The 24,714-nt window shown below is 45.5% G+C and carries 20 protein-coding genes and 2 tRNA genes; 19 read left to right on the forward strand and 3 right to left on the reverse strand.

Going from position 1 to position 24,714, the window contains the following annotated elements; all coding sequences use genetic code 11:
- Positions 1-197: 197 nt before the first annotated feature.
- From racE to JSY36_RS12385, 7 genes are all read left to right on the forward strand, one after another.
- Complete coding sequence (racE, locus tag JSY36_RS12355; RefSeq protein ID WP_122898679.1) at positions 198-1,010, forward strand: glutamate racemase; 813 nt, start codon at positions 198-200, stop codon at positions 1,008-1,010.
- Positions 1,011-1,544: 534 nt separating this feature from the next.
- Entirely contained in the window at positions 1,545-2,750 is a 1,206-nt protein-coding gene (locus JSY36_RS12360; protein WP_205166636.1) for a GerMN domain-containing protein, read from the forward strand.
- A 124-nt stretch (positions 2,751-2,874) separates the two neighbouring features.
- A complete protein-coding gene (rph, locus tag JSY36_RS12365) occupies positions 2,875-3,642 on the forward strand; it encodes a ribonuclease PH (RefSeq protein ID WP_205166637.1) in 768 nt (255 codons plus the stop codon).
- A 2-nt stretch (positions 3,643-3,644) separates the two neighbouring features.
- Positions 3,645-4,241, forward strand: a complete 597-nt coding sequence (locus JSY36_RS12370) for an XTP/dITP diphosphatase (RefSeq protein ID WP_122898677.1) — start codon at positions 3,645-3,647, stop codon at positions 4,239-4,241.
- Positions 4,242-4,453: 212 nt separating this feature from the next.
- The gene (locus tag JSY36_RS12375) at positions 4,454-4,969 is read left to right on the forward strand and encodes a metallophosphoesterase family protein (protein ID WP_205166638.1); all 516 of its coding nucleotides are present in this window, start codon (positions 4,454-4,456) and stop codon (positions 4,967-4,969) included.
- Positions 4,970-5,060: 91 nt separating this feature from the next.
- A tRNA-Gly gene (locus JSY36_RS12380) sits at positions 5,061-5,134 on the forward strand.
- A 2-nt stretch (positions 5,135-5,136) separates the two neighbouring features.
- A tRNA-Arg gene (locus JSY36_RS12385) sits at positions 5,137-5,213 on the forward strand.
- A gap of 61 nt (positions 5,214-5,274) precedes the next feature.
- Here JSY36_RS12385 and JSY36_RS12390 read toward each other — a convergent pair.
- Together JSY36_RS12390 and JSY36_RS12395 are read right to left on the reverse strand one after the other, a co-directional pair.
- A complete protein-coding gene (locus JSY36_RS12390; protein ID WP_183163804.1) occupies positions 5,275-5,421 on the reverse strand; it encodes a hypothetical protein in 147 nt (48 codons plus the stop codon).
- A gap of 104 nt (positions 5,422-5,525) precedes the next feature.
- The gene (locus tag JSY36_RS12395; protein ID WP_205166639.1) at positions 5,526-5,939 is read right to left on the reverse strand and encodes a hypothetical protein; all 414 of its coding nucleotides are present in this window, start codon (positions 5,937-5,939) and stop codon (positions 5,526-5,528) included.
- A gap of 218 nt (positions 5,940-6,157) precedes the next feature.
- Here JSY36_RS12395 and JSY36_RS12400 point away from each other — a divergent pair, with 218 nt between their 5' ends.
- The 12 genes from JSY36_RS12400 to JSY36_RS12455 all read left to right on the forward strand — a co-directional run bounded on the left by JSY36_RS12400 (position 6,158) and on the right by JSY36_RS12455 (position 23,677).
- The gene (locus JSY36_RS12400) at positions 6,158-7,222 is read left to right on the forward strand and encodes a tetratricopeptide repeat protein (RefSeq protein WP_205166640.1); all 1,065 of its coding nucleotides are present in this window, start codon (positions 6,158-6,160) and stop codon (positions 7,220-7,222) included.
- Between the two features lie 119 nt (positions 7,223-7,341).
- Entirely contained in the window at positions 7,342-8,640 is a 1,299-nt protein-coding gene (gene tig / locus JSY36_RS12405) for a trigger factor (protein ID WP_205166641.1), read from the forward strand.
- Positions 8,641-9,122: 482 nt separating this feature from the next.
- Complete coding sequence (clpX, locus tag JSY36_RS12410) at positions 9,123-10,394, forward strand: ATP-dependent protease ATP-binding subunit ClpX (protein ID WP_122897843.1); 1,272 nt, start codon at positions 9,123-9,125, stop codon at positions 10,392-10,394.
- Between the two features lie 485 nt (positions 10,395-10,879).
- Entirely contained in the window at positions 10,880-12,553 is a 1,674-nt protein-coding gene (gene lonB, locus JSY36_RS12415; protein WP_205166642.1) for an ATP-dependent protease LonB, read from the forward strand.
- Between the two features lie 207 nt (positions 12,554-12,760).
- On the forward strand, positions 12,761-15,085 hold the full coding sequence (lon, locus tag JSY36_RS12420) for an endopeptidase La (protein WP_122897839.1): 2,325 nt from the start codon (positions 12,761-12,763) through the stop codon (positions 15,083-15,085).
- Positions 15,082-15,669, forward strand: coding sequence for a ribosome biogenesis GTP-binding protein YihA/YsxC (gene yihA, locus JSY36_RS12425; RefSeq protein ID WP_205166643.1), 588 nt, complete (start codon positions 15,082-15,084; stop codon positions 15,667-15,669). The genes lon and yihA overlap by 4 nt, the downstream gene beginning before the upstream one ends.
- A gap of 984 nt (positions 15,670-16,653) precedes the next feature.
- A complete protein-coding gene (locus JSY36_RS12430; RefSeq protein ID WP_205166644.1) occupies positions 16,654-17,118 on the forward strand; it encodes a MarR family winged helix-turn-helix transcriptional regulator in 465 nt (154 codons plus the stop codon).
- Entirely contained in the window at positions 17,115-19,937 is a 2,823-nt protein-coding gene (locus tag JSY36_RS12435) for an MMPL family transporter (RefSeq protein ID WP_205166645.1), read from the forward strand. Before JSY36_RS12430 ends, JSY36_RS12435 begins: the two co-directional genes overlap by 4 nt.
- A 360-nt stretch (positions 19,938-20,297) precedes the next feature.
- Entirely contained in the window at positions 20,298-21,149 is an 852-nt protein-coding gene (locus JSY36_RS12440; RefSeq protein ID WP_205166646.1) for a transporter substrate-binding domain-containing protein, read from the forward strand.
- 66 nt (positions 21,150-21,215) lie between these two features.
- Positions 21,216-21,893 (forward strand): amino acid ABC transporter permease, encoded by a 678-nt coding sequence (locus JSY36_RS12445; RefSeq protein ID WP_205166647.1) that lies wholly within the window; start codon positions 21,216-21,218, stop codon positions 21,891-21,893.
- 24 nt (positions 21,894-21,917) lie between these two features.
- Positions 21,918-22,640: an amino acid ABC transporter ATP-binding protein gene (locus JSY36_RS12450; protein ID WP_205166675.1), complete on the forward strand. Its 723-nt coding sequence runs from the start codon at positions 21,918-21,920 to the stop codon at positions 22,638-22,640.
- A 116-nt stretch (positions 22,641-22,756) separates the two neighbouring features.
- On the forward strand, positions 22,757-23,677 hold the full coding sequence (locus tag JSY36_RS12455) for an N-acetylglucosamine kinase (RefSeq protein WP_205166648.1): 921 nt from the start codon (positions 22,757-22,759) through the stop codon (positions 23,675-23,677).
- 405 nt (positions 23,678-24,082) lie between these two features.
- On the opposite strand, the gene JSY36_RS12460 is transcribed toward JSY36_RS12455, so the two are convergent.
- Positions 24,083-24,571, reverse strand: coding sequence for a LiaI-LiaF-like domain-containing protein (locus tag JSY36_RS12460; protein WP_205166649.1), 489 nt, complete (start codon positions 24,569-24,571; stop codon positions 24,083-24,085).
- Positions 24,572-24,714 lie beyond the last annotated feature (143 nt).

The raw sequence follows: 24,714 nt of genomic DNA on the forward strand, positions 1-24,714 counted from the left end.
GTTTATAAAAATGTTGATTGGAGCGAATGCGCGACACTCCTGCGGGAAAAGCGGGTTCCGGGGAGACCTCGGAAGCGCAAAGCGCTGAGGAGGCTCCCGAACCGCCCGCGGAAAGGGAGCGCAATGAGCGTAAATCAACAAGTGAGTTTAACAGAGCCTTCGAATTAATTTGGACAGAGAAAGAAGGACAAAGTACGTTGAATAAACCAATTGGAGTAATTGATTCCGGAGTAGGCGGTTTGACGGTGGTGTCAGAGATGCTCCGTCAGCTTCCAAAGGAAGAGATTATATATATCGGAGACACCGCCCGCTGTCCGTATGGGCCGCGTCCGGTTGAAGAAGTGCGTCAGTATACTTGGGAAATGATTGACTACCTGCTTCAAAACGATGTGAAGCTTCTTGTGATCGGCTGCAACACCGCTACAGCTGTTGTATTGGAGGAAGCAAAGAAAAGGCTTTCCATTCCTGTGATCGGTGTCATTCACCCTGGTGCTATTGCGGCTCTGAAGGTAACTGAAAACGATCACGTTGGTGTCGTGGGAACCGTTGGCACCATCTTGAGCGGAGCTTATGAAAAAGCCCTGATGAGCATTAACAATAAAGTGAAGGTGGAAAGCCTGCCATGTCCCCGCTTTGTCCCTCTCGTGGAAAAGGGTGTGATCAGCGGTGAGGAAGCGGAGCGTGTTGTTACTGAAACTCTCGAACCGATTATCGAGACAGGCATTGACAGTCTGATTCTCGGGTGCACGCACTACCCTCTTTTGGAGGAGGTTATTGCAAAGGTGGTTGGGGAGGACATCCAGGTTATCTGTTCAGGCGATGAAACCGCCCGTGAAGTAAGCGCACTTCTTTATCACAAAGATCTGCTCTATACCGGTGACAGGCTGCCTGCTCACCAGTTTTATTCCACAGGATCGGGAGAAACATTTAAAGCTATTGCAAACCAGTGGCTGAGTATCACTGTGGATGACGTTCACCACATTACACTGAGCCCGACTAGAAGCATATAATAAAATGTCAGACAGAAAATCCCAGGACCGTATTTTACGGGCCGGGGATTTTTTCATTTCAATTATAAATGTTTGAGGAATCACTGGCACCTCCAGGAAATTTGAAGAGAATGGAACCAACAAATCAATTCATTTCTTTCATAGTGTCGTTTGAAGATTCTTCCATCCCCCCGCAATATCACACTAAATTGTTGTAAAGGCAAACCGTCTGAAATTACCTTTACCTGTAAGTCACTTCCTGTTAATAACAATATGACTTTGGATTTGAGAGTGTATGCAGCCTGAATGTCCGAAGACTCCTGCGGTAGTGGGGGCCAGGGTGAGACCCCGCAGGGCGAAGCCCGAGGAGGCTTACCGGCACCTCCGCGGAAAGCGAAGGGCATTCAGGCTGCACCTACACCTTCAGCAATAGCACTATCTTTTAACTTAATGACTGATTGGACAGACCCCGGGGGTTTACGGTTAAACAAGTTGGTATAAAAAGGTGCGAGGCTCGTATATATGGTAGTACAAACTGCCTGAGGAGGGGAAAGTATGCTTCGTCTAATAAAGAAACCTTGGTGGATGCTGATACTGGCTGCAGCCGTTGTAACTGCATGTGGTGCTGAGGATGAGGCTCAAGAAACGTTTGAAGAAGTGGATCCGCCACAATATGTGGACGATGAAGATGAATTGGGATTAGAAGGAATGCTTGAAGCATTAGAAGAGAATACCGTAGAAGTAAATGAAGAAATGGATATGGAAGAAGGAATGGAAGAAGACGAGTACGATGAAAAAGGCGGTATGATGGAAGATGATGATATGCATGAAGATGGTATGCATGAAGAAGATGAGGAAATGGAGGAAAAAGGCGGCGGTATGATGGAAGAAACTGCAATGCGCGAGCTGTACTTAATGGACAGAAATGGTATGGTAACGCCGCAGACGTTTGCCCTCCCTGATTCAAACCAAGACCTTGAACAATCCCTTTCCTACCTGGTAAAAGACGGACCGGTCACTGAACTTCTGCCAAACGGTTTTCAGGCAGTACTCCCTGCAGGAACAGAAGTACTGGAAGCTGAAGTTACGGGGGATGGAACTGCTGTCATTGATTTTTCACCGGACTTTACGGATTACCGTCCCGAAGATGAATTAAGAATTTTACAGGCAGTCACATGGACCGTTACACAATTTGAAAATGTGGACCGGGTTCAAATTAAAATTGCCGGCGAAGAGCAGCAGGTGATGCCTCAGAATGGCACCCCGATTGCAGAAGGCTACAGCCGTATTCACGGAATCAACCTTGAAACAGGTGCTGTAAGTGACCTTTCAAACACGAAGGCTGTTACGGTTTACTTCCTGTCACAGCATGAAGATCAGACGTACTATGTACCGGTCACACGACGGGTTCCGGCAAATGCAGATACGTACACTGCTGTAGTCGACGAGCTGTTAAAAGGACCCGATATGCTTACGTCCCTTTTGACTGATTTCAGAAATGAAGTTGCCCTTGTGGAGGAACCAAAATTCAGAAATGGAACGGTAACATTGAACTTTAATGAAGGAGTACTCACACAGCTTGAAGGCACGGCTGTTTCAGAGCATGTTGTGAATATGCTGGTACTCTCCCTGACTGAACAGGAGGAAGTGGAACAGGTCTCCATTGAAGTTAATGACAATGATGAACTCATGGTCAGCTCGGGTGCTGCACTGACAGAGCCTGTAACACGTCCAGGGACTGTAAATACAGGTAAATATTAAATAGACTGTCATTTGAATTTGGTATAAGAAACGATTATCATAAGGGGGTGGCTGAATGCAGCCACCTCTTTTACTTGATTAGAGAATAATACATAAAGACAATATAGATTTTAGGAGTGATTGTATGCGTATAGACGGCAGGGAAAATGACCAGTTACGTAATGTACAGCTAGAAGCAGGTTACATCAAGCATCCGGAAGGGTCTGTGTTGATTTCATTTGGTGATACGAAAGTCATTTGCTCAGCAACGATAGAAGACCGTGTGCCTCCTTTTATGAGAAATCAGGGGAAGGGCTGGGTGACAGCTGAGTATTCCATGCTTCCACGTGCCACCGAATCAAGAAACATCCGTGAGGCAGCAAAAGGAAAGCTGACAGGAAGAACGATGGAAATTCAGCGTCTGATCGGACGGGCTTTAAGATCCACGGTAGACCTTGAAGCGATGGGGGAGCGTACAGTATGGATCGATTGTGATGTGATTCAGGCTGATGGTGGTACCAGAACGGCTTCTGTAACAGGTGCCTTTGTGGCTATGTGCCTTGCTTTTCAAAAAGGGATGGACGAAAAAATGTTTAAAACATTCCCCGTTACGGACTACCTGGCGGCTATTTCTGTTGGTGTTGATACGGAAGAAGGAGCCATTCTCGATCTTAACTATGCTGAAGATTCAAAAGCCGATGTTGATATGAATGTGATTATGACCGGAAGCGGAGAGTTTGTTGAGCTTCAGGGCACCGGGGAGGAAGCAACATTTTCCCGCAGTCAGTTAAATGAAATGCTGGACCTTGCAGAAAAAGGAATCACAGAGTTATTCCAGATTCAAAAAGAAACGTTAGGTGAAACAGCGGAAAAACTCCAAACTCCCGAGCTGCAGGAAGAAAAGAGTGAATGAGCGTGAAAACAGTTCTTATTGCCACTAAAAATCAAGGTAAGGTCAGGGAGTTTGAAGCCTTTTTTGCTGAAAAGAATATTCAAGTTAAGTCCCTTCTTGATATGGAAGAACCTGATGATGTGATTGAAGATGGCGAAACATTTGAAGACAATGCCGTCAAAAAAGCAGAAGCGATCGGAAAAGCCAATGGAATTCCCGTCATTGCTGATGACAGTGGTCTTGAGGTAGATGCTCTTAACGGAGCTCCCGGTGTTTACTCTGCCCGGTATGCGGGAAGTGAAAAGAGCGATGAAGCAAATAACGAGAAGCTTTTGAGAGAGCTTGAAGGGGTGCAAGAAGAAAACAGGACGGCACGCTTCGTGTGTGCTCTCGCTGTTTACCTGCCTGGAAACCGGTGTCACGTTGTAAGGGGAACATGTGAAGGGCGCATCGCTTTTGAAAAAAGAGGAGAACACGGCTTCGGTTATGACCCTTTGTTTTATGTACCGGAACTGGGGAAAATGATGGCCGAACTCAGCCGTGAAGAAAAGAATCAGATCAGCCACAGAGCAAATGCCATGAAAAAGCTCGAAGCTGACTGGGACACACTGTTCAACTAGAGACAGAAAGAGGCCACTGAAAAAGTACATAACAACTTTTTCAGTGCCTCTTATTTGAGTTGCAATGGCTCCATTCGGTTGCGCGCACGAGAAACCCACTTATAACAGGCTTTTAAAAAATGCAACCGTTACGCTCATTGCTTAAAAGGCACCGGGAAAAGTTAAAGACCGAACTTTTTCAGTGCCTTCACAGAAAGAATAGGAGGCCAGTGATGAAAGCGATGATTATCAGCGACAGCCACGGCTGGCGCAGCGAACTTAAAGAGGTTATTGACCGTCACCGGAGTGAGGTGGATATGGTCATTCACTGTGGAGACTCGGAATTGGAAACAGAAGCACCGGAACTTGAAGGTGTTCATACAGTCAGGGGGAATTGTGACTTTACAGGAAAATTCCCCGAAGAACGAGTAGACGAGGCGAAGGGTATTCGTGTGTTTTCAGCACACGGTCATCTCCTTAATGTGAAGATGTCTTCTCTTCAGTTGAAATACAAAGGGCAGGAAACAGAAGCCGATGTTGTCTGTTTCGGACACTCACACGTCCCCGAAGCCTTTGTTGAAGACGGGATGCTGTTTGTTAACCCTGGGAGTATCCGTCTTCCGCGGGGGGAAGTAAACGCAGGAACCTATGTAATTCTTGAAATCGATGAGAAGGAAGCGAAAGTTACCTTTTTCACTTTTGAAGGTCGGGAAGTTGAAGAATTAAGCAGAACTCTTAAAAGATCATAATGAAGTGAAAAAAGTTTGTTGACTTTCTTTCACATTTCAGCTATATTAATACTTGTCGCAAGAAAAAAAGCGATAAACTTAATGTAGCGATGCGGGTGTAGTTTAGTGGTAAAACCTCAGCCTTCCAAGCTGATGATGTGAGTTCGATTCTCATCACCCGCTCCATTGTCCCAGTAGCTCAGCTGGATAGAGCAACGGCCTTCTAAGCCGTCGGTCGGGAGTTCGAATCTCTCCTGGGACGCCATTAGAGCAATCAAAATGATACATAGACAAAAACCCACGGGATTTTCCCGTGGGTTTTTGAGTTACTTGTGCGTATAGGCGATCAGGATAACGTCATCAGAAGCCTGCTCCCGGAGTTTACTTTCCAGGCTGCGGATCTCTTCAAGCATCTCTTCTGTTAATGGTGCCGGGTTGTACTCTTCAAATGGTTCGTGTTGTGATTGGGTCATGGTGTTCACTCCTTTACTGCAGATGTCATGGTTATCTTCTGCTACAGGTAGAGACCTTATACTCAGGCTTAAAAGCCGGTTGAACGAGACTTGTAATGGGCTGATTAAGACGGCTTCTGTTCCACGGCAGTTGATTCCTGTTTTTTGCCGCTCACACCGGAAATGACGTGCTCAATGGCTTCCTCAATATTTTCTGTGCGAAGGGCAACCACTTTCCAGCCGAAGCTTCTAATGTACTGGGTCAGGAACGCTTGTTTGATCCGGGAGAGGCAGGGAGGGAGGACGGCAATACGGTATGGCTCCAGTGCCAGAGGAACCTTCGTGCTTCCACACTGTATATGACAACTGACATAAAAACCTTTTAGTGTAAGAGCGTCATAAAGCTGCTGTTCCAACGGGGACTGCAGACGGAAACGCTCTGATTTGACTGTTGTTAACCTTGGACGGTGTTCGGATTTACTATGGGACGTTACGTATAAAGTGATCAAAGCAACCAAAAACAACAGAAAGAATTCCATCAACGCGATCACCCTTTCAAAAAGAGATTGTTATAAATATGTATTTACAGAAAATTCGAAGTGGAAACCTTTATTTTCGTTCATTACTGAAAAAAATGAAGTAACTCTCTATTCTGTATGAGGAAGGAAAAGGTTTTCTTATTAATATTTGTTTTTCACAATTTAAATTGATAAACTGAAAGGTAATAACTTTGCAGATGGTAAAGGTGGCACGGAGAATGGGAAAACAGAAAAAGGGGCAGGGACAAGAAGATAATGTCATAATGTTCCCCGGCTTGGTAGCGCGCCTTGTGGATAAGGGGATGGAGGCACTGAAAGAGAAGAAGCATTACGATGCTCTCCGCTACTTTCAGCAGTCAGCTGAGCTTGAACCTACACACAGCCAGGCCCGATACGGTCTGGTGATAACAAATATCGAGCTCAACCGGCTTGACGAAGCGAAAACCTATTGTGAATCCATGTTAAAAGAAGGTATCGGACAGTACTATGAAGTGCTGCAGGTATACGTATCCCTTCTTGTTCAGCTGGGAAAATACGAAGAAGTCGTCACAATGCTTGAGTCTGTTATGGCTGAGGACAAACTGCCGCCGAAAATGGCAGAGTCATTTTATCAGTTGCTCGAATTCTCCAGGCAGATGACGAACCATCATCAAACAGGCATTCTTGAAGATGAAGAACCTGTGGATCAGTTCAGTTCCCCGGATGAATGGATTAAGACACTTGAAAGAGGGGATCCGAACCAGCAGTGGGGGGCATTAAAAAAGCTGAGCCAGGTCAACACGGCAAAAGTAGTTGAGGCGTACCGGGCGTTTTTGGAAGATAAAGAAAACGACCCTGTTTTAAAAAGCTATGTCATGCAGATGATGAAGGATATGAACATAGAAGGTAAGTTTGTTGTACATAAGTTTGGCGATACATACACCGTACAAATGAATGAATTGGAAGATGTGTTTCACGAGCGATTCGGAAATGAAGTGGTGAGGGTGCTGGAAGATCACCTCGGACAGGACAACCCGACTGTCGTCGAAATGGTTATGCAGGTGTGGTGGCACTATCTGTTTGCCATTTATCCAAAGTCACCCGATCCGTATGAGACAAAAGTCTGGGCAGCCGCTCTTCACTACCTCGGCCTTTCTCTGCTGATGGAGGACGATGATAAAAATATGGAAATTGACGACATCATCGTTCTTTATAAAACATCTGAAAGACCGGTAAAGGCCGCCATCAAGCATATCAGGTCCATAGAAACCCACTTGTTTCAGTCAACAGATCCGATTACATAATGGTTTACTTTTAAGAGTGATTATGATTGAAATGAGAAACACGTGTGTTATAATAAAATGGTTGCAAATCGCGAGAACAGTAGAAATTAGTATTTTCAAAGATGTTGGAGGGAACATATATGACTGCAAAATTCGAAAAATTAGAAGGCAATTCCGGCGTTCTTACAATTGAAGTTGATAAAGAACGTGTAAACACTGCCTTAGATGAAGCGTTCAAAAAAGTAGTAAAGAAAGTAAACGTACCTGGATTCCGTAAAGGAAAGGTACCTCGTTCTATGTTTGAACAGCGTTTCGGCGTTGAAGCACTTTACCAGGATGCTCTTGATATCCTTCTACCGCAAGCTTACGGTGAAGCTGTGGAAGAAACAGGAATCGAGCCGGTTGACCGTCCTGAAATTGACATCGAAAACATGGAAAAAGGCGAAAACCTTGTTTTCAAAGCAACTGTTACAGTGAAGCCAGAAGTTAAACTTGGCGACTACAAAGGACTTGAAGTAGAAGAAGAGTCTGCTGAAGTTACTGACGAAGATGTTGACAGCGAAATTAAGCAGCTTCAAGAGAAAAATGCTGATCTTGTTGCCATCGAAGACGGTGAAGTTCAAGAAGGCGACACAGTTGTCATGGACTTCGAAGGATTCGTTGACGGTGAAGCTTTCGAAGGCGGAAAAGCTGAGAACTATTCACTTGAAATTGGTTCCGGTCAGTTTATCCCAGGATTCGAAGACCAGCTTACAGGTACAAAAACAGGCGAAGAAAAAGAAGTTAACGTAGAATTCCCTGAAGACTACCACTCTGAAGAGCTTGCAGGTAAACCTGCTGTATTCAAAGTGACACTTCACGATATCAAGCGTAAAGAGCTTCCAGAGCTGGACGATGAGTTCGCTAAAGATGTTGATGAAGAGGTTGACTCTCTTGACGATCTAAAAGGCAAGCTGAAGGAAAACCTTCAGAAGAGCCGTGAACAGGAAGCGGACCTGAAGAAAAAAGACTCCCTTGTAGAGCGGGCAACTGAAAATGCTGAGATCGATGTTCCTAAAGCGATGGTCGAAACTGAAACAGACCGTATGCTTCAAGAATTCGGACAGCGTCTGCAGGGTCAGGGTATGACTCTTGACATGTACTACCAGTTCTCTGGTACAGACGAAGAAGGCATGAAAGCTCAGTTTATGGACGACGCTGAAAAGCGCGTACGCATGAACCTGACGCTGGAAGCTATTGCTGAAGCAGAAAACGTTGAAGCTTCTGATGAAGACGTAGAAGCTGAGCTTGATAAAATGGCTGAAACATACCAGCGCTCAAAAGATGAGCTTAAGCAGATCCTTCAGATGCAAGGCGGTCTTGACACACTTAAAGCCGACCTTAAAATCCGTAAAGCGATCGATCTTCTGGTAGAAGAAAGCAAAACAAAAGAGGCGTAAATTATATAGCCTGACCATAAAGAGCAAGGTACGAAAGGATTCGTACCTTGCTCTATACATACATAAAACAGTTAGCCCATGCGAGAATAGTGGGGATTTGTAGAATTTCTTTTATATCAATTAAGAGGTTAAATCCGCCCGAATGTGGAAAAGGATACATATGAGTGCAGTGTACATAGGGTTCATTATATTTGACAGGAAAAATCCACTGATTTATGCTTGAAAAACATTCACAATAAAGCAATGAATTCTCTCAAAAATGCGTTCTGTTTCTGAAATATACAGTGAATGTGTTACAATAGGAGCACAAATTCAGCTGGTATTACGAACCATTTTTATATTGATTTGCTTTCCTGTGATTAAAAACAGGTGTGTGTACGTACAATGAGAACATACAAAATTGTTAGTAACGTCTAAACCGGATTTTCTCCGTCTCAATAAAACATGTACGTCCTCGAAAAAAAGACAAGGGGTGAAGCGGAATGTTTAAATTTAATGAAGAAAAAGGTCAGCTTAAGTGCTCTTTCTGTGGTAAAACACAAGACCAAGTCCGCAAACTCGTAGCCGGTCCTGGTGTGTATATATGTGATGAATGTATCGAATTATGTACCGAGATTGTTGAAGAGGAACTGGGCAGCGAGGAAGAAGTGGAAATGGAAGATATTCCAAAACCACAGGAAATTCGTGAAATCCTTAATGATTATGTAATCGGACAGGACCAGGCAAAGAAATCACTTTCTGTAGCCGTTTACAATCACTACAAGCGTGTTAACTCCACGCAGAAAAATGATGAAGTAGAGCTGGCAAAAAGTAACATCTGTTTAATCGGACCGACAGGAAGCGGTAAAACCCTTCTTGCACAGACACTGGCCCGTATTCTTAACGTACCATTCGCCATTGCCGATGCTACATCGTTAACAGAAGCAGGTTACGTTGGTGAAGACGTTGAGAACATCCTTCTCAAGCTGATCCAGTCTGCCGATTACGATGTTGAAAAAGCGGAACGCGGCATTATCTATATTGATGAGATCGATAAAGTAGCCCGTAAATCCGAGAACCCATCCATCACCCGTGACGTATCAGGTGAGGGTGTTCAGCAGGCATTACTGAAAATTCTTGAAGGAACAACAGCAAGCGTGCCACCACAAGGCGGGCGTAAGCACCCTCATCAGGAATTTATCCAAATCGATACAACCAACGTGCTGTTCATCTGTGGCGGTGCCTTCGACGGTATCGAACAGATCATCAAGCGCCGTCTTGGTAAAAAAGTCATCGGATTTGGTTCCGATGCTTCACAGGAAGACTTGAAAGAAGGTCAATACCTGGCTAAAATCCTTCCGGAAGACTTACTGCGCTACGGATTAATTCCGGAGTTCATCGGTCGTCTGCCGGTTATCTCAAGCCTTCGTCCATTAGATGAGGATGCCTTGATTGAAATCCTGACCAAGCCTAAAAATGCTCTCGTCAAACAGTACCAGAAGCTTTTGGAACTCGACGATGTTGAGCTTGAGTTTGAAGACGATGCTCTCGTGGAAGTGGCGAAACAGGCAATCGAGCGTAAAACAGGTGCCCGTGGACTACGTTCCATTATTGAAGGCATGATGCTTGATGTGATGTACGAACTGCCTTCCCGTGACGACATTGCCAAATGTGTTGTTACAGCTGAAACTGTTCGAGATCATGCCCGTCCCCGTCTTGAAACAAAAGACGGTAAGGTCGTTGAAGAACAGGAAAAGCCAAGAGAAAGTGCATAAATAATTGACTTTAAGCCCCCTCCGGTGAATCCGGAGGGGGCTTAGTTGTGTATGAACGCTTTGAGGCGTAAGTTAGGGACAAGACGATTTATTGAGAAAACCTGAAGGCTCCGGAGTCGATGGTTAAACGAGCTATGTTGGTAATCTTTTCAGAGTCAGCTTTTGTGACTTGATTGGGGTAAAGTCGATGAAAGAAAAAATGAAGTCCATGAACAACAGGGAAAGTCGATGAATAAACAGTCTAAGGTGATGGAACAGCACTACCTTAGAACAATTCGTGAAGTCGATGAACAATCAGCCAAACTCAATCAACAACACATGCCCCCTGCTTCAACCGGTACTCAACGCCCATCCTCCCTGCTCAAATACACCAACGACAATTTTGGGTTCTATGCTAATTATTGCCTAGTGCCGGAAGTCAGGTTATACCGACCTCGAAAGGCAATACTAAGCATTACAGAATAATGCAGTAGGAGGAACCAGATATGTCTTTTACCGGATTAGCGTTTGTAATACAGTTGTTTTTTGGAGTCGTTATTGGCCTTTACTTTTGGAACCTGCTTAAAAACCAACGGTCCCAGCGTGTGAGTGTGGACAAGGAATCAAGGAAAGAGCTTGATCAGCTTAGAAAAATGCGAATGGTTACTCTCAGTGAACCCCTTGCTGAAAAAGTGAGACCTCAGTCCTTTGATGATATTGTCGGTCAACAGGACGGCATACGCTCTCTGAGAGCTGCCCTGTGCGGTCCGAATCCCCAGCACGTGATTATCTACGGGCCGCCGGGAGTCGGGAAAACAGCAGCAGCCCGTCTTGTACTTGAAGAAGCTAAAAAGAGTGCTCTCACCCCGTTCCGGCCAAAATCAGTCTTTATTGAACTTGATGGAGCAACGGCCCGCTTTGATGAGCGGGGAATTGCCGATCCCCTTATTGGTTCTGTTCACGATCCGATTTATCAGGGAGCTGGTGCAATGGGACAGGCTGGTATTCCGCAGCCTAAGCACGGAGCCGTGACCAAGGCTCACGGTGGTGTTTTGTTTATCGATGAAATCGGCGAGCTTCACTCGATTCAAATTAACAAACTCCTTAAAGTACTTGAAGACAGAAGAGTGTTTCTGGAAAGTGCGTATTACAGCGAGGAAAATCAGCAGATCCCGGAGCACATCCATGATATTTTTCAAAACGGGCTGCCTGCAGACTTCCGTTTAGTCGGAGCGACAACGAGAAACCCGCAGGATATTCCTCCTGCGATCCGCTCAAGGTGTATGGAAGTGTACTTCAGAGCCCTTACACCGCCTGAGATCGAAACGATTGCAAAAAAAGCAGCGCTTCGGATTCAATGTGATGTGGACAGCGGTGTTTATGAAATCATTTCAAAATACGCTACCAATGGCCGTGAAGCGGTTAATATTATGCAGATTGCGGCGGGGATGGCTACAAGCGAGAACCGTACAACAATCAGTGAAAGTGATATTGAATGGGTTATTCACTCAAGCCAGCGTGCCCCAAGGCCCGAGAGAAAAATTCACCGCCAGGACAAGGTTGGTTTTGTAAATGGGCTTGCCGTTTTTGGTCCCAACCTCGGTGCCCTTCTGGAAATTGAAGTTACGGTGATGAAAAACACCGGAAAAGGGTCGATTAACATTACAGGTATTGCAGAAGAAGAAAGCACGGGAGATCATACACGGACCATTAAGCGTAAAAGTATGGCAAAAGGATCAGTTGAAAACGTTGTAACCGTGCTGCGTCACATGGGGATTGCCACTTATGACTATGTTATTCATGTGAATTTTCCGGGAGGAGCTCCGGTAGACGGCCCGTCAGCAGGAATCTCGATCGCTACGGCTATTTACTCGGCTATCCATGAGATACCGATTTCCCATAAGGTGGCCATGACCGGGGAGTTGAGTATTCACGGCAATGTGAAGCCGATTGGCGGGGTTGTTGCAAAAGTCGAAGCAGCGAAACAGGCGGGAGCTACTGATGTAATTATCCCTAAAGAAAACCTGCAGGCCATTCTGATGGAAATAAAGGGAATTACCATTCATGCAGTGGATTCTTTCTCGGAAGTACTTGAAATCGCCCTTCTTGAAGAGAATAAGAAAGAAGATGAAAACGTACTGCCGGCGGCCGCAGTAACCATGGGACAGGCACAAATTTAAACAAAAGGGGTGGCTTAAAAGACAGAAAGAGCCTTTTAAGCCATCCCTGTTCCAATGTGTTCATCTGACTATGGTGACAAGGAAATAATGATTGTTAGACATTAATCTGGCAATAGAGTAAAATTGAACAATATTGTAACGTTTATTCCTATACAAAAGAGAGTAGTAATAAAAGTAGGATGAGATTGGCGCGGAGGTGGACTACATATGGGTAACAACGAACGTAAGACATTGCCTTTGCTACCTTTAAGAGGATTACTCGTCTACCCGACGATGGTACTTCACTTGGATGTAGGGCGAAATAAATCAGTGCAGGCTTTAGAGCGTGCCATGGTGGAAGAAGAAAAGATCTTCCTTGCCACTCAAAAAGAAATATCAGTCGACGAACCGGGTCTGGATGATATTTATCAGGTAGGGACCCTTGCTAAGGTTAAGCAGATGCTTAAGTTGCCTAACGGTACGATTCGTGTTCTTGTTGAAGGAATCAGCCGTGGTGAAATAAAAGAATTTCATGAACAGGAAGAGTATTATGAAGCTGATATTGAGCTGAAAGAAGAACGACTTGAAGCTACTGTTGAAGAACAGGCCCTTATGCGAAATGTTCTTGAGCAGTTTGAACAGTATATCAAGCTTTCAAAAAAAATCTCCCAGGAAACATTTGCGTCCGTGGCTGATATCATTGAACCGGGACGGCTTGCAGATATTATTTCATCACACCTGCCTCTTAAAATTGTGCAGAAGCAGGACATGCTTGAAACCTATTCGGTTGGGGAAAGGCTGACTAAAGTTCTCCGTATTTTGAGCAACGAAAAAGAAGTGCTCGGACTTGAGAAAAAGATCGGTCAGCGTGTGAAGAAGTCAATGGAAAAAACCCAGAAGGAATATTACCTTCGGGAACAGATGAAAGCTATTCAAAAAGAGCTTGGAGACAAAGAAGGAAGAGAAGGGGAAATCGCTGAGCTTAAAGAGAAGATCGAAAAAGCTCAGATGCCTGAATCTGTAGAGGAAAAAGCGTACAAAGAACTTGCCCGTTATGAAAAAATGCCGGCAAGCTCTGCAGAAAGTTCCGTTATTCGAAACTATGTGGAATGGCTCACGCTCATTCCGTGGCATAAAGAAACAAAGGATCTCCTTGATATCCACCGATCAGAAGAGATTCTTGACGAAGACCATTACGGTCTGGAAAAGGTGAAAGAACGTGTCCTGGAATACCTTGCCGTACAGGAATTAACCAATGAGCTAAAAGGGCCCATCCTTTGTCTTGCAGGACCTCCGGGTGTGGGTAAGACTTCCCTTGCCCGTTCGATTGCACGTTCTCTGGACCGGAATTTTGTCCGCATGTCCCTCGGCGGTGTCCGTGATGAAGCGGAGATCCGCGGTCACCGCAGAACCTATGTTGGAGCGATGCCGGGACGGATCATCCAGGGTATGAAAAAAGCCGGTTCTATGAATCCGGTCTTTCTCCTTGATGAGATTGACAAAATGGCCAATGACTTCAGAGGAGACCCATCTTCAGCCCTTCTTGAAGTGCTCGATCCGGAGCAGAATAACTCCTTTAGTGATCACTTCATTGAAGAGCCGTATGATTTGTCCAAGGTCATGTTTGTTACAACAGCGAACAACATTTCCCAGATACCGGGTCCCCTTATGGACCGGATGGAAGTCATTCATATTCCAGGCTATACTGAGGTTGAGAAGCTGGAAATTGCAAAAGGGTATCTTCTTCCAAAGCAAATGAGGGACCACGGTCTTACGAAGAGCCTCCTTCAGGTAAAAGAAGAAGCGATTCTCAAAACAATCCGTTACTATACAAGGGAAGCTGGTGTCAGGAACCTGGAGCGCCAGATGGCAACTCTTTGTCGTAAAGCGGCGAAAATGATCGTTTCAGGCGAAAAGAAGCGTGTGGTATTAACAGAAAATACAGTAGAGCAGATGCTTGGGAAGCCGAAGTTCCGTTACGGAAAAGCTGAAGCTGAAGACCAGATCGGTGCTGCTACAGGACTTGCCTATACGACTGCCGGAGGAGATACGCTTACGATTGAAGTAAGCTTGTCACCGGGAAAAGGAAAGCTCACCCTTACAGGCAAATTGGGCGATGTAATGAAGGAATCGGCCCAGGCCGCGTTCAGCTACATCCGTTCCAAGTCCAAAGAACTGAACATCGATCCCGGCTTTCACGAAAAAAACGACATTCATATTCACGTGCCTGAAGGAGCGATTCCAAAGGACGGCCCTTCAGCAGGGATAACGATGGCTACAGCTTTAATCTCTGCTCTCACAGAGCGTCCTGTCCGTAAAGAAGTAGGGATGACCGGTGAGATTACGCTGCGTGGCCGTGTGCTGCCGATCGGCGGCTTAAAAGAGAAATCCATGAGTGCCCACCGTGCCGGATTAACGGTGGTCATCATGCCGAAAGATAACGAAAAGGATCTGGAAGATATTCCGGAGAGCGTGAAAAAAGATTTAACATTCATACCTGTTTCGCACTTGGATGAAGTGTTGAAACATGCATTGGCAGGGGAAAAGAAATGAAAGTAACAGAAGCAGAATTAATTATCAGTGCAGGAAGAGCGGACCAGTTTCCACCCGGTCCTTTCCCGGAAGTGGCCCTTTCAGGCCGCTCGAACGTAGGAAAGTCTTCCTTTGTAAACAAAATTATCGGACGTAAGGCACTGGCCCGGACGTCACAGCGTCCGGGGAAAACCCAGACGCTGAACTTTTACCGGATCAATGAACGTTTTCACTTTGTGGACGTACCCGGTTACGGCTATGCAAAAGTTTCGAAAAAAGAACGTGATGCATGGGGCCGCCTGATGGAACGTTATTTTGAAGAACGCGACCAGCTGAAGGGTGTCGTTCAGCTTGTAGATGTCCGGCACAAACCTACCGAAGACGACAAGATGATGTATGACTTTCTCAAGCATTTCGGTAAAAAAGTGATTGTTGTTGCAACCAAAGCGGATAAAATTCCAAAAGGAAAACAGCAAAAACAGCTCGCCGTGATCAAGCGGGAGCTGGATATGGATTCAGAAGACCCTCTCGTACTGTTTTCAGCAGAAACAGGTCTTGGTAAAGACAAAGCATGGCGCGAAATCAGTGAAGTTTTATTTAAGTAGTTATTAGAAGCTCTCCTTAACCGGAGGGCTTTTTCTGTATGTTCGCCAGACATTAAGCTCGAGTTGTATCCTTTTGAATGCTAACCTTAAAAAGATTTGGACAGTTGCTAAACCATTTCCTTTCATTACAGTAGCTTCGTTGAACGAAATACGCTCCCCTTTCCGCGGACTCGCGCCGAGCCTCCTCGGGGCTTTGCCGAGGCCACTGAAAAAGTCCATTTTCTTTACAGGAAAAGTTAGTGTTGATATCGCTCATTGCATTTTCCACGGGCGGTTCGGGAGCCTCCTCAGCATGCTGCTTCTTCCTCTGCCAGCCAGGCTCCGAACGATATACGTCGAAGCAACTCGAAGCTTATTCATGAAGCAACGCTCGTGCTTGACCGGGTCTCCCCGGAACTCGTTTTTCCTGCAGGAGTGTCATGCATTCGCTCCAATCACCCCTTTTTTTATAATTAAAATGATCTTTAGGACATCAAAAAATCAAAACCCCTTTCATGCTGCAATCAGAGCCCTAAGGAGTGATGTAAGTTCCGGACTTTGACTTTTTCAGTTCTTCAGCTCTGAATCTGTAGACGCTTTATTCCTTCTCTTCCTTCCGGCCGCGTCACTCTCGATACCTTCCTTTACTTCAATCAACAGTGTTTCTGTTGGCACCACTAAGCCACTGTTTTTTTAAAGCTTAGAGAGGAGGATGAGAGTGGATGAAGCCGGAATGTCCGCAGACTCCTGCGGGAGCGGGTGGCAGGGTGAGACCCCGGAGTGCGGAGCACGAGGAGGCTCACCGGCGCCCCCGCGGAAAGCGAAGGATATTCCGGATGCATCCTAACTTCTTCAGCTTTAAAAGCACAATCAACGGTACTTCAATTTACGTACAAATACAATTTATACAACACACGGTGGTATAGAACTAACTGTTTATATTCTCAACAGTTTAGGGTATAAACAATATAGGTATGAATACATAAAGAAGAAGGGATACCATCCATGCAGATCGATAAAGAAAAGCTTAGAACACTTGTGCAGCAGTATGAAGAAGTTTATTTGTTTTCCACCAAACGCATCGAATCCCTGATGGCTGAAAAAATCATGGTTCCAATGTCCATAGAGCAATTCGGTATTTTACGGCAACTGGCTGTTAAGGGCCCTCTTCAGCCAAAGGAAGTTGCAACCATTACGGGGGTACATAAAAGTGCCGTCACTCTAAAAGCTGACCGCCTTGTCAGTAAAGGACTTGTTCATCGAAAACAGGATGAAGAAGATCGCAGGGTATGGTATTTATCACTCACTGAAGAAGGAGAGTCAGTCTATGCCCGGTCTGAAGAAGCTATGACAGAGTTTATTTCATCCTATTTAGAAAACCTCGATCCTGAAGAAGTGGAAGTGTTTTTAAATGTGTATAAAAAAATCAATCGGATGATGCAGGACAGAGAGGAGCCTCCAGCCCCATGAAAAAGCTGATCTATATCCTGCCGCTTATGTGGATTGCGGCTGCAGTTTTTTTATTTCTGCAGGCACCGAATATGGATGAGCTTGTCCGGGAGCGGGGGCAGGCTTCCATTCCTGAAGAGTACCCTTCACAAACAGCTGATCAGATCATGAAAGAAAATGAAGGGACAACCGGGGAAACGGTCCTGGTGGTTTACCGGAGTGAAACTTCCCTGACAGAAGGGGAGCTTGAAAGGATCGAAGAAACCCTTACTGAAGTTGGACCGGACATTGGCGGTTTCCAGGTTCATGAGGTTGTCACACCGTTTGATTCCGAGGAATCTGAAGATTTTTTACTAAGCGAAGATGGAACAACAATACTGGCTTTCGTGCAGATGGATATGGACTTTAGTGATGTGGCGGCGATACGTGATGACTTGGCAGCTGAACTGGAATCTCCCGGAGTAGATACGCTGATCTCGGGTTCATCTGTGATCGAAGATGATGTGATTATAAGCTCTGAGGAAGGACTCGCTACAACAGAAGTGATTACCGTTATTTTTGTACTGATCATTCTGCTTCTGGTGTTCCGGTCATTGGCAGCACCTCTTGTCCCGCTGGTGACTGTGGGAGCCTCCTACGTGGTCAGTGTAGGGATTGTGTCGTATTTAATAGACAGTTTCAATTTTCCTGTATCAAACTTTACACAAATCTTTATTGTAGCGGTGCTGTTTGGGATCGGGACGGACTACTGTATCCTGCTGTTGAACCGGTTTAAAGCAGAGCTGATTGAAGAAAAGGGAAACCGGTTTTCAGCAATGAAACGAACCTTTAAAGCAGTAGGGCCCACCGTTTTTTCCAGTGCTTTAACCGGCTTTATCGGCTTTTTTGCCATCGGCTTTGCAGGCTTTGACCTATACCGCTCCGCCATGGGTGTAAGTATTGGAATTATTGTCCTTGTAGCGGCGATATGGGTGTGGGTACCGTTAGCCATGCTTTTACTCGGTGAAAAGCTCTACTGGCCATCCAGGGCAGGCTTGAAGCCGAAACCGAGCCGGACGTGGGGCGCGCTGGGGCGGTTTGCCGTTTTCCGTCCGGGCTGGACACTTGTACTGTTAGGTTTACTCATTATTCCGGCCATTCTCTCCTTTGACAACGCCACTTCGTTTAACTCACTTGATGAAATTGGCAGTGAGTTCGATTCTGTGGAAGCATTTCAGGTTGTGGAGGAAAAGTTTGGGGAAGGGGATATGTTCCCTGCGACCGTAACACTTGCTAATGATGAACCGTGGGATACTCAGACCTGGCTTCCATATATTGAAGCGTTGACAAGGGAACTTGAAAAAATCGACGGTGTAAAAGAAGTAAGAAGCGCCACACAGCCGAATGGGGAGATTGTAGACGCTTTTCGAATTCCGGTGATCGCAGAGGAAATAGCCGATGGATTAAATGAAACGAATAATGGAATAGAAGACATCCAGGAAGGGCTCGAACAATTAGCCGGGGAATTAAGAGAGTCAGAAGAAGGCTCCACTGAAGGGCTGGAGGAATTGCAGACAGGATCAGAGGGACTGGCAGAAGGTGCCCGGGACCTGGAGTCAGGTCTTAATGAAATGGAAGGTGCAACAAGGTCGTCTGCAGACGGTGCCCGGGAACTGGGTGATGGTGTACAGAATATCCAGAACGGGCTCGCTGATGCGGCAAACGCACTTCCTCCCGAAATAGCAGCAGAGCTTGAGACGCTCATAGGAGGACTTTTAGAAATTGAAGAAAACCTTTCACAGTTATCGTCGGGGGTCGCAGAACTTGCCTCAGCCCAGAATGAACTGAGCACCGGTGCCGGTGAACTGGCAGGTGGTGCTGATGAAATTGCAACGGGACAAAGAGAAGTGGCAGAAGCTTTTTCAGACGTGGAAGACGGGTTTCGGGAAATTGCTGACGCCTTGGAGGAAATTAACGATGGTCTTGGAGAAATTCAAGAGGGATTAAGAGAAATGGAAGATGTACTCTCTGAGATAGCATCCCAGCCTCAAAACCCTTTGGAAGGCTTTTTTGTTCCGGAAGAGGCACTCGCAAGTGACGACTTTAACAATGTGTGGGATAACTATACGACGCCGAATCGTTTAGTCACCACCATCGATGTGGTGTTTGAATTGAATCCGTATAGTAACGAAGCTATGGATACGATTGATGTGATTGAGGAGCGAACCCGGATGGCACTCAAAGGAACGCAATTGGAAGGGACCCCGGTTGCTGTAGCCGGTCTCTCGAGCGTTAACCGTGACTTGCAGACAATCTCCAATGATGATTTCTTCAGGACGGCCACGATTATGCTGATAGGTATTTTTATCGTCCTTGTGGTTCTTCTTAAGTCACTGATTATGCCGGTTTACATTCTCATTTCGCTCATACTCACGTATTTCCTGTCTGTTTCGTTTACTGAATTCTTTTTTGTAACGATACTCGGATACAGCGGGATCACCTGGGCAGTACCGTTCTTTGGTTTTATCATGCTCATGGCTCTTGGTGTTGATTACTCGATCTTTCTTACGGCCCGCTTTCAGGAAGATATCAAAAACAATGTGGATATAAAAGAAACCATTCTTTACTCGATGGAACAGATCGGGACAGTGGTGTTATCTGCCGCTGTCATTCTCGCAGGAACATTTGGCGCCATGATGCCATCAGGTGTGCTCTCCCTGATGCAGATCGGAACACTCGTGTTGACCGGACTGCTTCTATACGCAGTCATTATGCTGCCACTGTTTATCCCGGTAATGATCGTACTCTTCGGAGAAAAGAACTGGTGGCCCGGAAAAAGGCCGGCTGGAACAAAAGAATAGATTTCTCCACCCGGTTCGGCTGAAGCAGCTAAACCGGGTCTTTTCATTTGTAGTTTAGAAATATCCAAACTAGGGAAAAGAGACTTGTCTATTATTTTTCCACTATGAAATTCGTAACGGGCATTTTGAAGGAATACAGAGGATAGGCGAGTGATTGTTACCGTTTGTACATAATGATGAGAACAACTGTTGAAACGAACCGATTCAACTGATTATTCAATAATTACCCTTTTGTCATTGAGTTCAATATTTTGCTATGATAATATTCAGAATGCTCCTGTTTCAACATTTGGAATTTTCAGATCTGGGGAACGACTCCGATTATGGAGGAAAACATAATAAAGGGGAGAGACCATTACGATGAAGAAAATACTTAAAAGAGGGTTACTGCCAATGACACTGGCAGCTACAGTCGTTTTAGCCGGCTGTGGTGAAGGAGACGAAGAAGGAACAGGGGATGAAGGCGGTACAGATGACACTGATGCTGAAGAGACAGAAGACAGCGGTGAGAATTACGATGATCTTACTCTCGAAGATGGAAAATTCGTCTTTGCCTTATCCGGTGAATACCGGCCATTCAACTACATTGATGAAAATGGAGACCTTGTAGGGTTTGACGTGGATATCGGAATGGCAATTGCTGAAGAACTGGGGCTGGAGGGAGAGCCTTACCAGATTTCCTGGAACTCCATTATTCTCGGTCTCCAGGATAACCGCTATGATGCGATTATAGGAAGTATGGGAATTACAGAAGAACGACAGGAGAACGTCGATTTCTCAGACCCTTACTACTATTCCGGAGCTCAGGTTTACACCCGTTCGGACAGTGATATTCAGGGAATTGATGACATTGATGAAAATACAGAAGTGGCAGTAGCCGAAGGGACAACCTACCACACGATGATCCAGGATTATACGACAGATATCGTAACCTACGATTCTGACGTTGTAGCCCTGCAGACCCTTGCCCAGGGTCGTCATGATGCAGTCGTAACGGACCGTCTTGTAGGGTTGATCAACATCGAAGACCAGGATCTTGATCTCGAGCTTCGCGGTGACCTGATTGACGAAGAGGAGATGGCGATTGCGATCCGTCACGATGAAGAAGAACTTCTTGATGCGATAAACGAAGCGCTTGAAGCCATCCATGAGAGTGGGAAATACGAAGAGATTAACCAGAAATACTTCGATGAAAATATCGGAGAAAACTAAAAACAGTAATGGAAAATGTGCACTTGCGGGTGCACATTTTCCCTCTTAAACAGTGAGGTGAGAGATATGATTGCAGCAAATGTATTCAGCCTGGACACATTTTTCTCAGAGCTGATCAGAACGTATCCAATCTTTTTTGAAGCAGCCTGGCTTACCGTCCGTATTTCAGTTGCCGCTGTCTTAATCGGAACTGTAATCGGGATGTTCGTTGCACTGGTAAAGCTTTCGAATCCTTTTCTTAAAGTTATTGCAGATATTTATATTACGATTATCCGTGGGACTCCTCTGATCGTTCAGATCTTTGTTTTGTATTTTGGTCTCACAAACCTGGTTCAGCTTTCGTCATTCTGGGCCGTTTCCCTGGCACTTGCCATACATAACTCCGCCTATATTGCCGAGATCTTCCGGGGATCAATCCAGTCCATTGATAAAGGTCAGATGGAAGCAGGGCGCTCTCTTGGAATGACCAAGGGACTCTCCATGCGGAGAATTGTTTTGCCCCAGGCCATGAGGCGGGCTGTTCCCCCTCTCGGCAACCAGTTTATTATTGCGTTAAAAGATTCATCACTTGCAGCCTTTGTAGGTGTTGCGGAACTTTTCCGTACAGCCCAGGGCATTGCAGCCGGGACGTTTAATACGATGGAGACCTATATGATTGTTGCCGTTTATTACCTTGGACTTGTGATGATTCTTACCTTTATTGTGAACAAAGTAGAGCACCGGTTATCAGCGAGTGACCGATAGAAGGAGGCTACCTTAATGCCTGAAATGATTCGTGTAGAAAAACTCAACAAATCCTTTGGTGATCTGCATGTGTTAAAAGACGTGGATCTTGAAGTCAATGAAAATGAAGTTGTATGTTTAATCGGGGCGAGTGGCTCCGGCAAAAGTACATTACTCCGCTGCTTAAATTTCCTTGAAGTTAAAGATAACGGAAAGGTCATTTTTGCAGGTGATCAGATCGAGCTCAAAACCCATAACATCAACCAAGTCCGTCAAAAAGTAGGAATGGTGTTTCAGCACTTTAATCTTTTTCCACATAAAACAGTGCTTCAAAATGTGACGGAAGCGCCGATTATGGTCAAAAAGATTGAGCGGAAAAAAGCAGAGGAAGAAGGAAAGCGTCTTCTCGATAAAGTAGGACTCGGGGACAAGTATCACGTATATCCAGGCAAACTGTCAGGTGGTCAGAAACAGCGGGTCGCCATTGCCCGTGCCCTTGCTATGAAGCCTGAGATTATGCTTTTCGATGAGCCGACATCCGCTCTCGACCCGGAGCTTGTCGGGGAGGTACTTGAAACGATGAAGCAGCTTGCCAAAGAGGGGATGACCATGATTGTCGTTACCCACGAGATGGGATTTGCCCGGGAGGTTGCCGACCGGACCATTTACATGCATGATGGCAGGATTGTAGAAACAGGAAATTCGAAAGAGCTGTTTGACAATCCGAAAGAAAAGCGGACACAGGAGTTTTTAAGTAAAGTCTTATAGTGTTTCCCAAAGACCTGCCCCTGAGGTGAACAACAACCTTATGGGCAGGTCTTATTTTTACACCGGGAAGGCTGTGGTACGATGATAGAAAATGAGTCTTTCAGGGGGAGAAGCTGATGTATGCAATTGGGATTGACGGTGGAGGAACAAAATCAAAGCTGATGATAAAAGACCGTGAAGATCAGGCTGTTTTTTCCTGTACAACCGGCGCAACAAATCCGACAGCGGTTTCGTTGGGAATTATCACGGAGCGATTGTCACAGTTGTTTAATCAAACACCATCTTCTTTTAAGGAACAAGCTGTGTCTCTTTGTTTTGGTATGTCGGGATTCTCTGCCTTGTCCCAGGAAGACATTCAGACAATTCAGGCACATATAAAAACGAAACTCAACCCTGAAGCCTTTGTTACAGTAACAAATGACGCAGTTACAGCTCTATATTCAGGCACACAAGGAAACAGCGGGATTGCTGTTATCGCCGGGACCGGCTCGGTTGTTTACGGGAAGGACGAGAGTGGAAATGAAGCCCGGGCTGCAGGGTGGGGCTATATGTTTGACCACTCAGGTTCAGGATTTGGAATCGGAAAAGCCGCATTAAAGGCTGTGATGAACGAAGCCGATTCCGGGATGGCGTTGTCGTCTTTCTCAGAAATGATCCTTCAATCACTATCTGCAGACAATCCGAGGGACATCGTTACGTGTCTGAACCACTCCCAGGATCCCCGGCATGATGTGGCTTCTCTTGCGCCCGCTGTGTTTTCCCTTTACGAACAAGGGAACCAAGCAGCTGAACAATTGATCTCACAGGCGGCAGAAGATATATACGATTCGATTCAAAAAGTAAGAGGCCGTCTTTTTACGGAACAAAAAGCAGTAACTCTCGTATGCACAGGGAGTCTGTTTCAAAAGCAGCAGGCATTGTTTGATGCTTTAACCCGGCTTACTGATACAAAAGGGTATAGACTATCCATTCCAAAGGCCGAGCCTGTGGAAGGAGCGGTATATGCAGCATGGGAAGCGGTTGGAGAGCGTCTATAAACTGCCGGTTTTGTAAACGGTGTTTCGCATTAAAATATCATCTGAGGCAAGATGCATGCAGCTGTCATCCAAATGTTAAAATGTAGTGAAAAAATCACCTACATTCGAGCAACGTTTCTATTCCGAAAGCTGTTTTTCCTTCTCATAAAAAAGGGATGAAGGCGAAGTACCTGAGAATCCTGAGGGAGTGGGGGCCCCAGGTAAGACCCCGCAGTGCGACAGCACGAGGAGGCTTGCCAGCACCCCCGCGGAAAACGAAAGGTACACAGGCTTCATCTGCGTTTTCCATGTTTATAAAAATAAGAGCAACAATCTATACGAATACACCAATAAAGAAACACTGAAATGAATGAAACAAGCCTGCCTTAGATGGTATTCAAAAAATCCTTCTAAGGCAGGCTTGGTTTATTTTTTTCTGAAAAACAAGATGTACACACCGGCGAGAATTAAGAGAACCGGCCAGTACTGTGCAAAGCTCCCGAGAGACTCCCGAATCAGCACCACAGTGCCCTGGTAAAATAGAGAGAGAATACTGATCGCTGTCAGAATAATTCCCGGCACCCAGCCGTCACGGCGGCTGAAAAAGTATTTTGCGAGGAACGCAATACCGATAATTAAGGTGAAGTATGCCCAGTGATGGGACCATAAGCCATATGTATGTACAGCGTGGAACTGGATACCGAGTCCGGTCATAACCAAACCGGAAAAAAGCTGGCCATCATCTTTATTTGACCATGCCTGACCGCAGAATAAGAGTCCGGCAATGAGTAAAATAGAAGGCCATGAAAAGAGAGTATCGGAAAGCGGTATGTGCCATCCCATCTGCCGGGCAAAAAAATAGGCACCAAGAGCGATGAGAATGAGACCGGGAAGGAGGTTGTTTCTGCGTTTCATTGCACCACACCTTTCTTATACAAGAGATTAAATTCGACTTTTAAGGGTAAAATACATAAGAGTGAACCCTTACCAGTTCAGTCAGTTTTTCTTTCGTTTTACATATAAAATTCACAGTCTGTTCAAACCTTTATTTTTGTAAC

Source organism: Alteribacter salitolerans (assembly GCF_016901055.1).
Taxonomy (GTDB): Bacteria; Bacillota; Bacilli; order Bacillales; family Salisediminibacteriaceae; genus Alteribacter; species Alteribacter keqinensis.

Excerpts from the sequence above, each read along its gene's own strand:
- yihA (WP_205166643.1), top strand. The coding sequence starts at position 15,082 with ATGAAAGTAACAGAAGCAGAATTAATTATCAGTGCAGGAAGAGCGGAC.
- JSY36_RS12460 (WP_205166649.1), bottom strand. The coding sequence starts at position 24,571 with ATGAAACGCAGAAACAACCTCCTTCCCGGTCTCATTCTCATCGCTCTT.
- clpX (WP_122897843.1), top strand. The coding sequence starts at position 9,123 with ATGTTTAAATTTAATGAAGAAAAAGGTCAGCTTAAGTGCTCTTTCTGT.
- JSY36_RS12395 (WP_205166639.1), bottom strand. The coding sequence starts at position 5,939 with ATGGAATTCTTTCTGTTGTTTTTGGTTGCTTTGATCACTTTATACGTA.
- JSY36_RS12360 (WP_205166636.1), top strand. The coding sequence starts at position 1,545 with ATGCTTCGTCTAATAAAGAAACCTTGGTGGATGCTGATACTGGCTGCA.
- JSY36_RS12455 (WP_205166648.1), top strand. The coding sequence starts at position 22,757 with ATGTATGCAATTGGGATTGACGGTGGAGGAACAAAATCAAAGCTGATG.
- JSY36_RS12430 (WP_205166644.1), top strand. The coding sequence starts at position 16,654 with ATGCAGATCGATAAAGAAAAGCTTAGAACACTTGTGCAGCAGTATGAA.
- rph (WP_205166637.1), top strand. The coding sequence starts at position 2,875 with ATGCGTATAGACGGCAGGGAAAATGACCAGTTACGTAATGTACAGCTA.
- JSY36_RS12440 (WP_205166646.1), top strand. The coding sequence starts at position 20,298 with ATGAAGAAAATACTTAAAAGAGGGTTACTGCCAATGACACTGGCAGCT.
- tig (WP_205166641.1), top strand. The coding sequence starts at position 7,342 with ATGACTGCAAAATTCGAAAAATTAGAAGGCAATTCCGGCGTTCTTACA.
- lon (WP_122897839.1), top strand. The coding sequence starts at position 12,761 with ATGGGTAACAACGAACGTAAGACATTGCCTTTGCTACCTTTAAGAGGA.
- JSY36_RS12390 (WP_183163804.1), bottom strand. The coding sequence starts at position 5,421 with ATGACCCAATCACAACACGAACCATTTGAAGAGTACAACCCGGCACCA.
- JSY36_RS12445 (WP_205166647.1), top strand. The coding sequence starts at position 21,216 with ATGATTGCAGCAAATGTATTCAGCCTGGACACATTTTTCTCAGAGCTG.
- JSY36_RS12450 (WP_205166675.1), top strand. The coding sequence starts at position 21,918 with ATGATTCGTGTAGAAAAACTCAACAAATCCTTTGGTGATCTGCATGTG.
- lonB (WP_205166642.1), top strand. The coding sequence starts at position 10,880 with ATGTCTTTTACCGGATTAGCGTTTGTAATACAGTTGTTTTTTGGAGTC.
- JSY36_RS12435 (WP_205166645.1), top strand. The coding sequence starts at position 17,115 with ATGAAAAAGCTGATCTATATCCTGCCGCTTATGTGGATTGCGGCTGCA.
- JSY36_RS12400 (WP_205166640.1), top strand. The coding sequence starts at position 6,158 with ATGGGAAAACAGAAAAAGGGGCAGGGACAAGAAGATAATGTCATAATG.
- JSY36_RS12375 (WP_205166638.1), top strand. The coding sequence starts at position 4,454 with ATGAAAGCGATGATTATCAGCGACAGCCACGGCTGGCGCAGCGAACTT.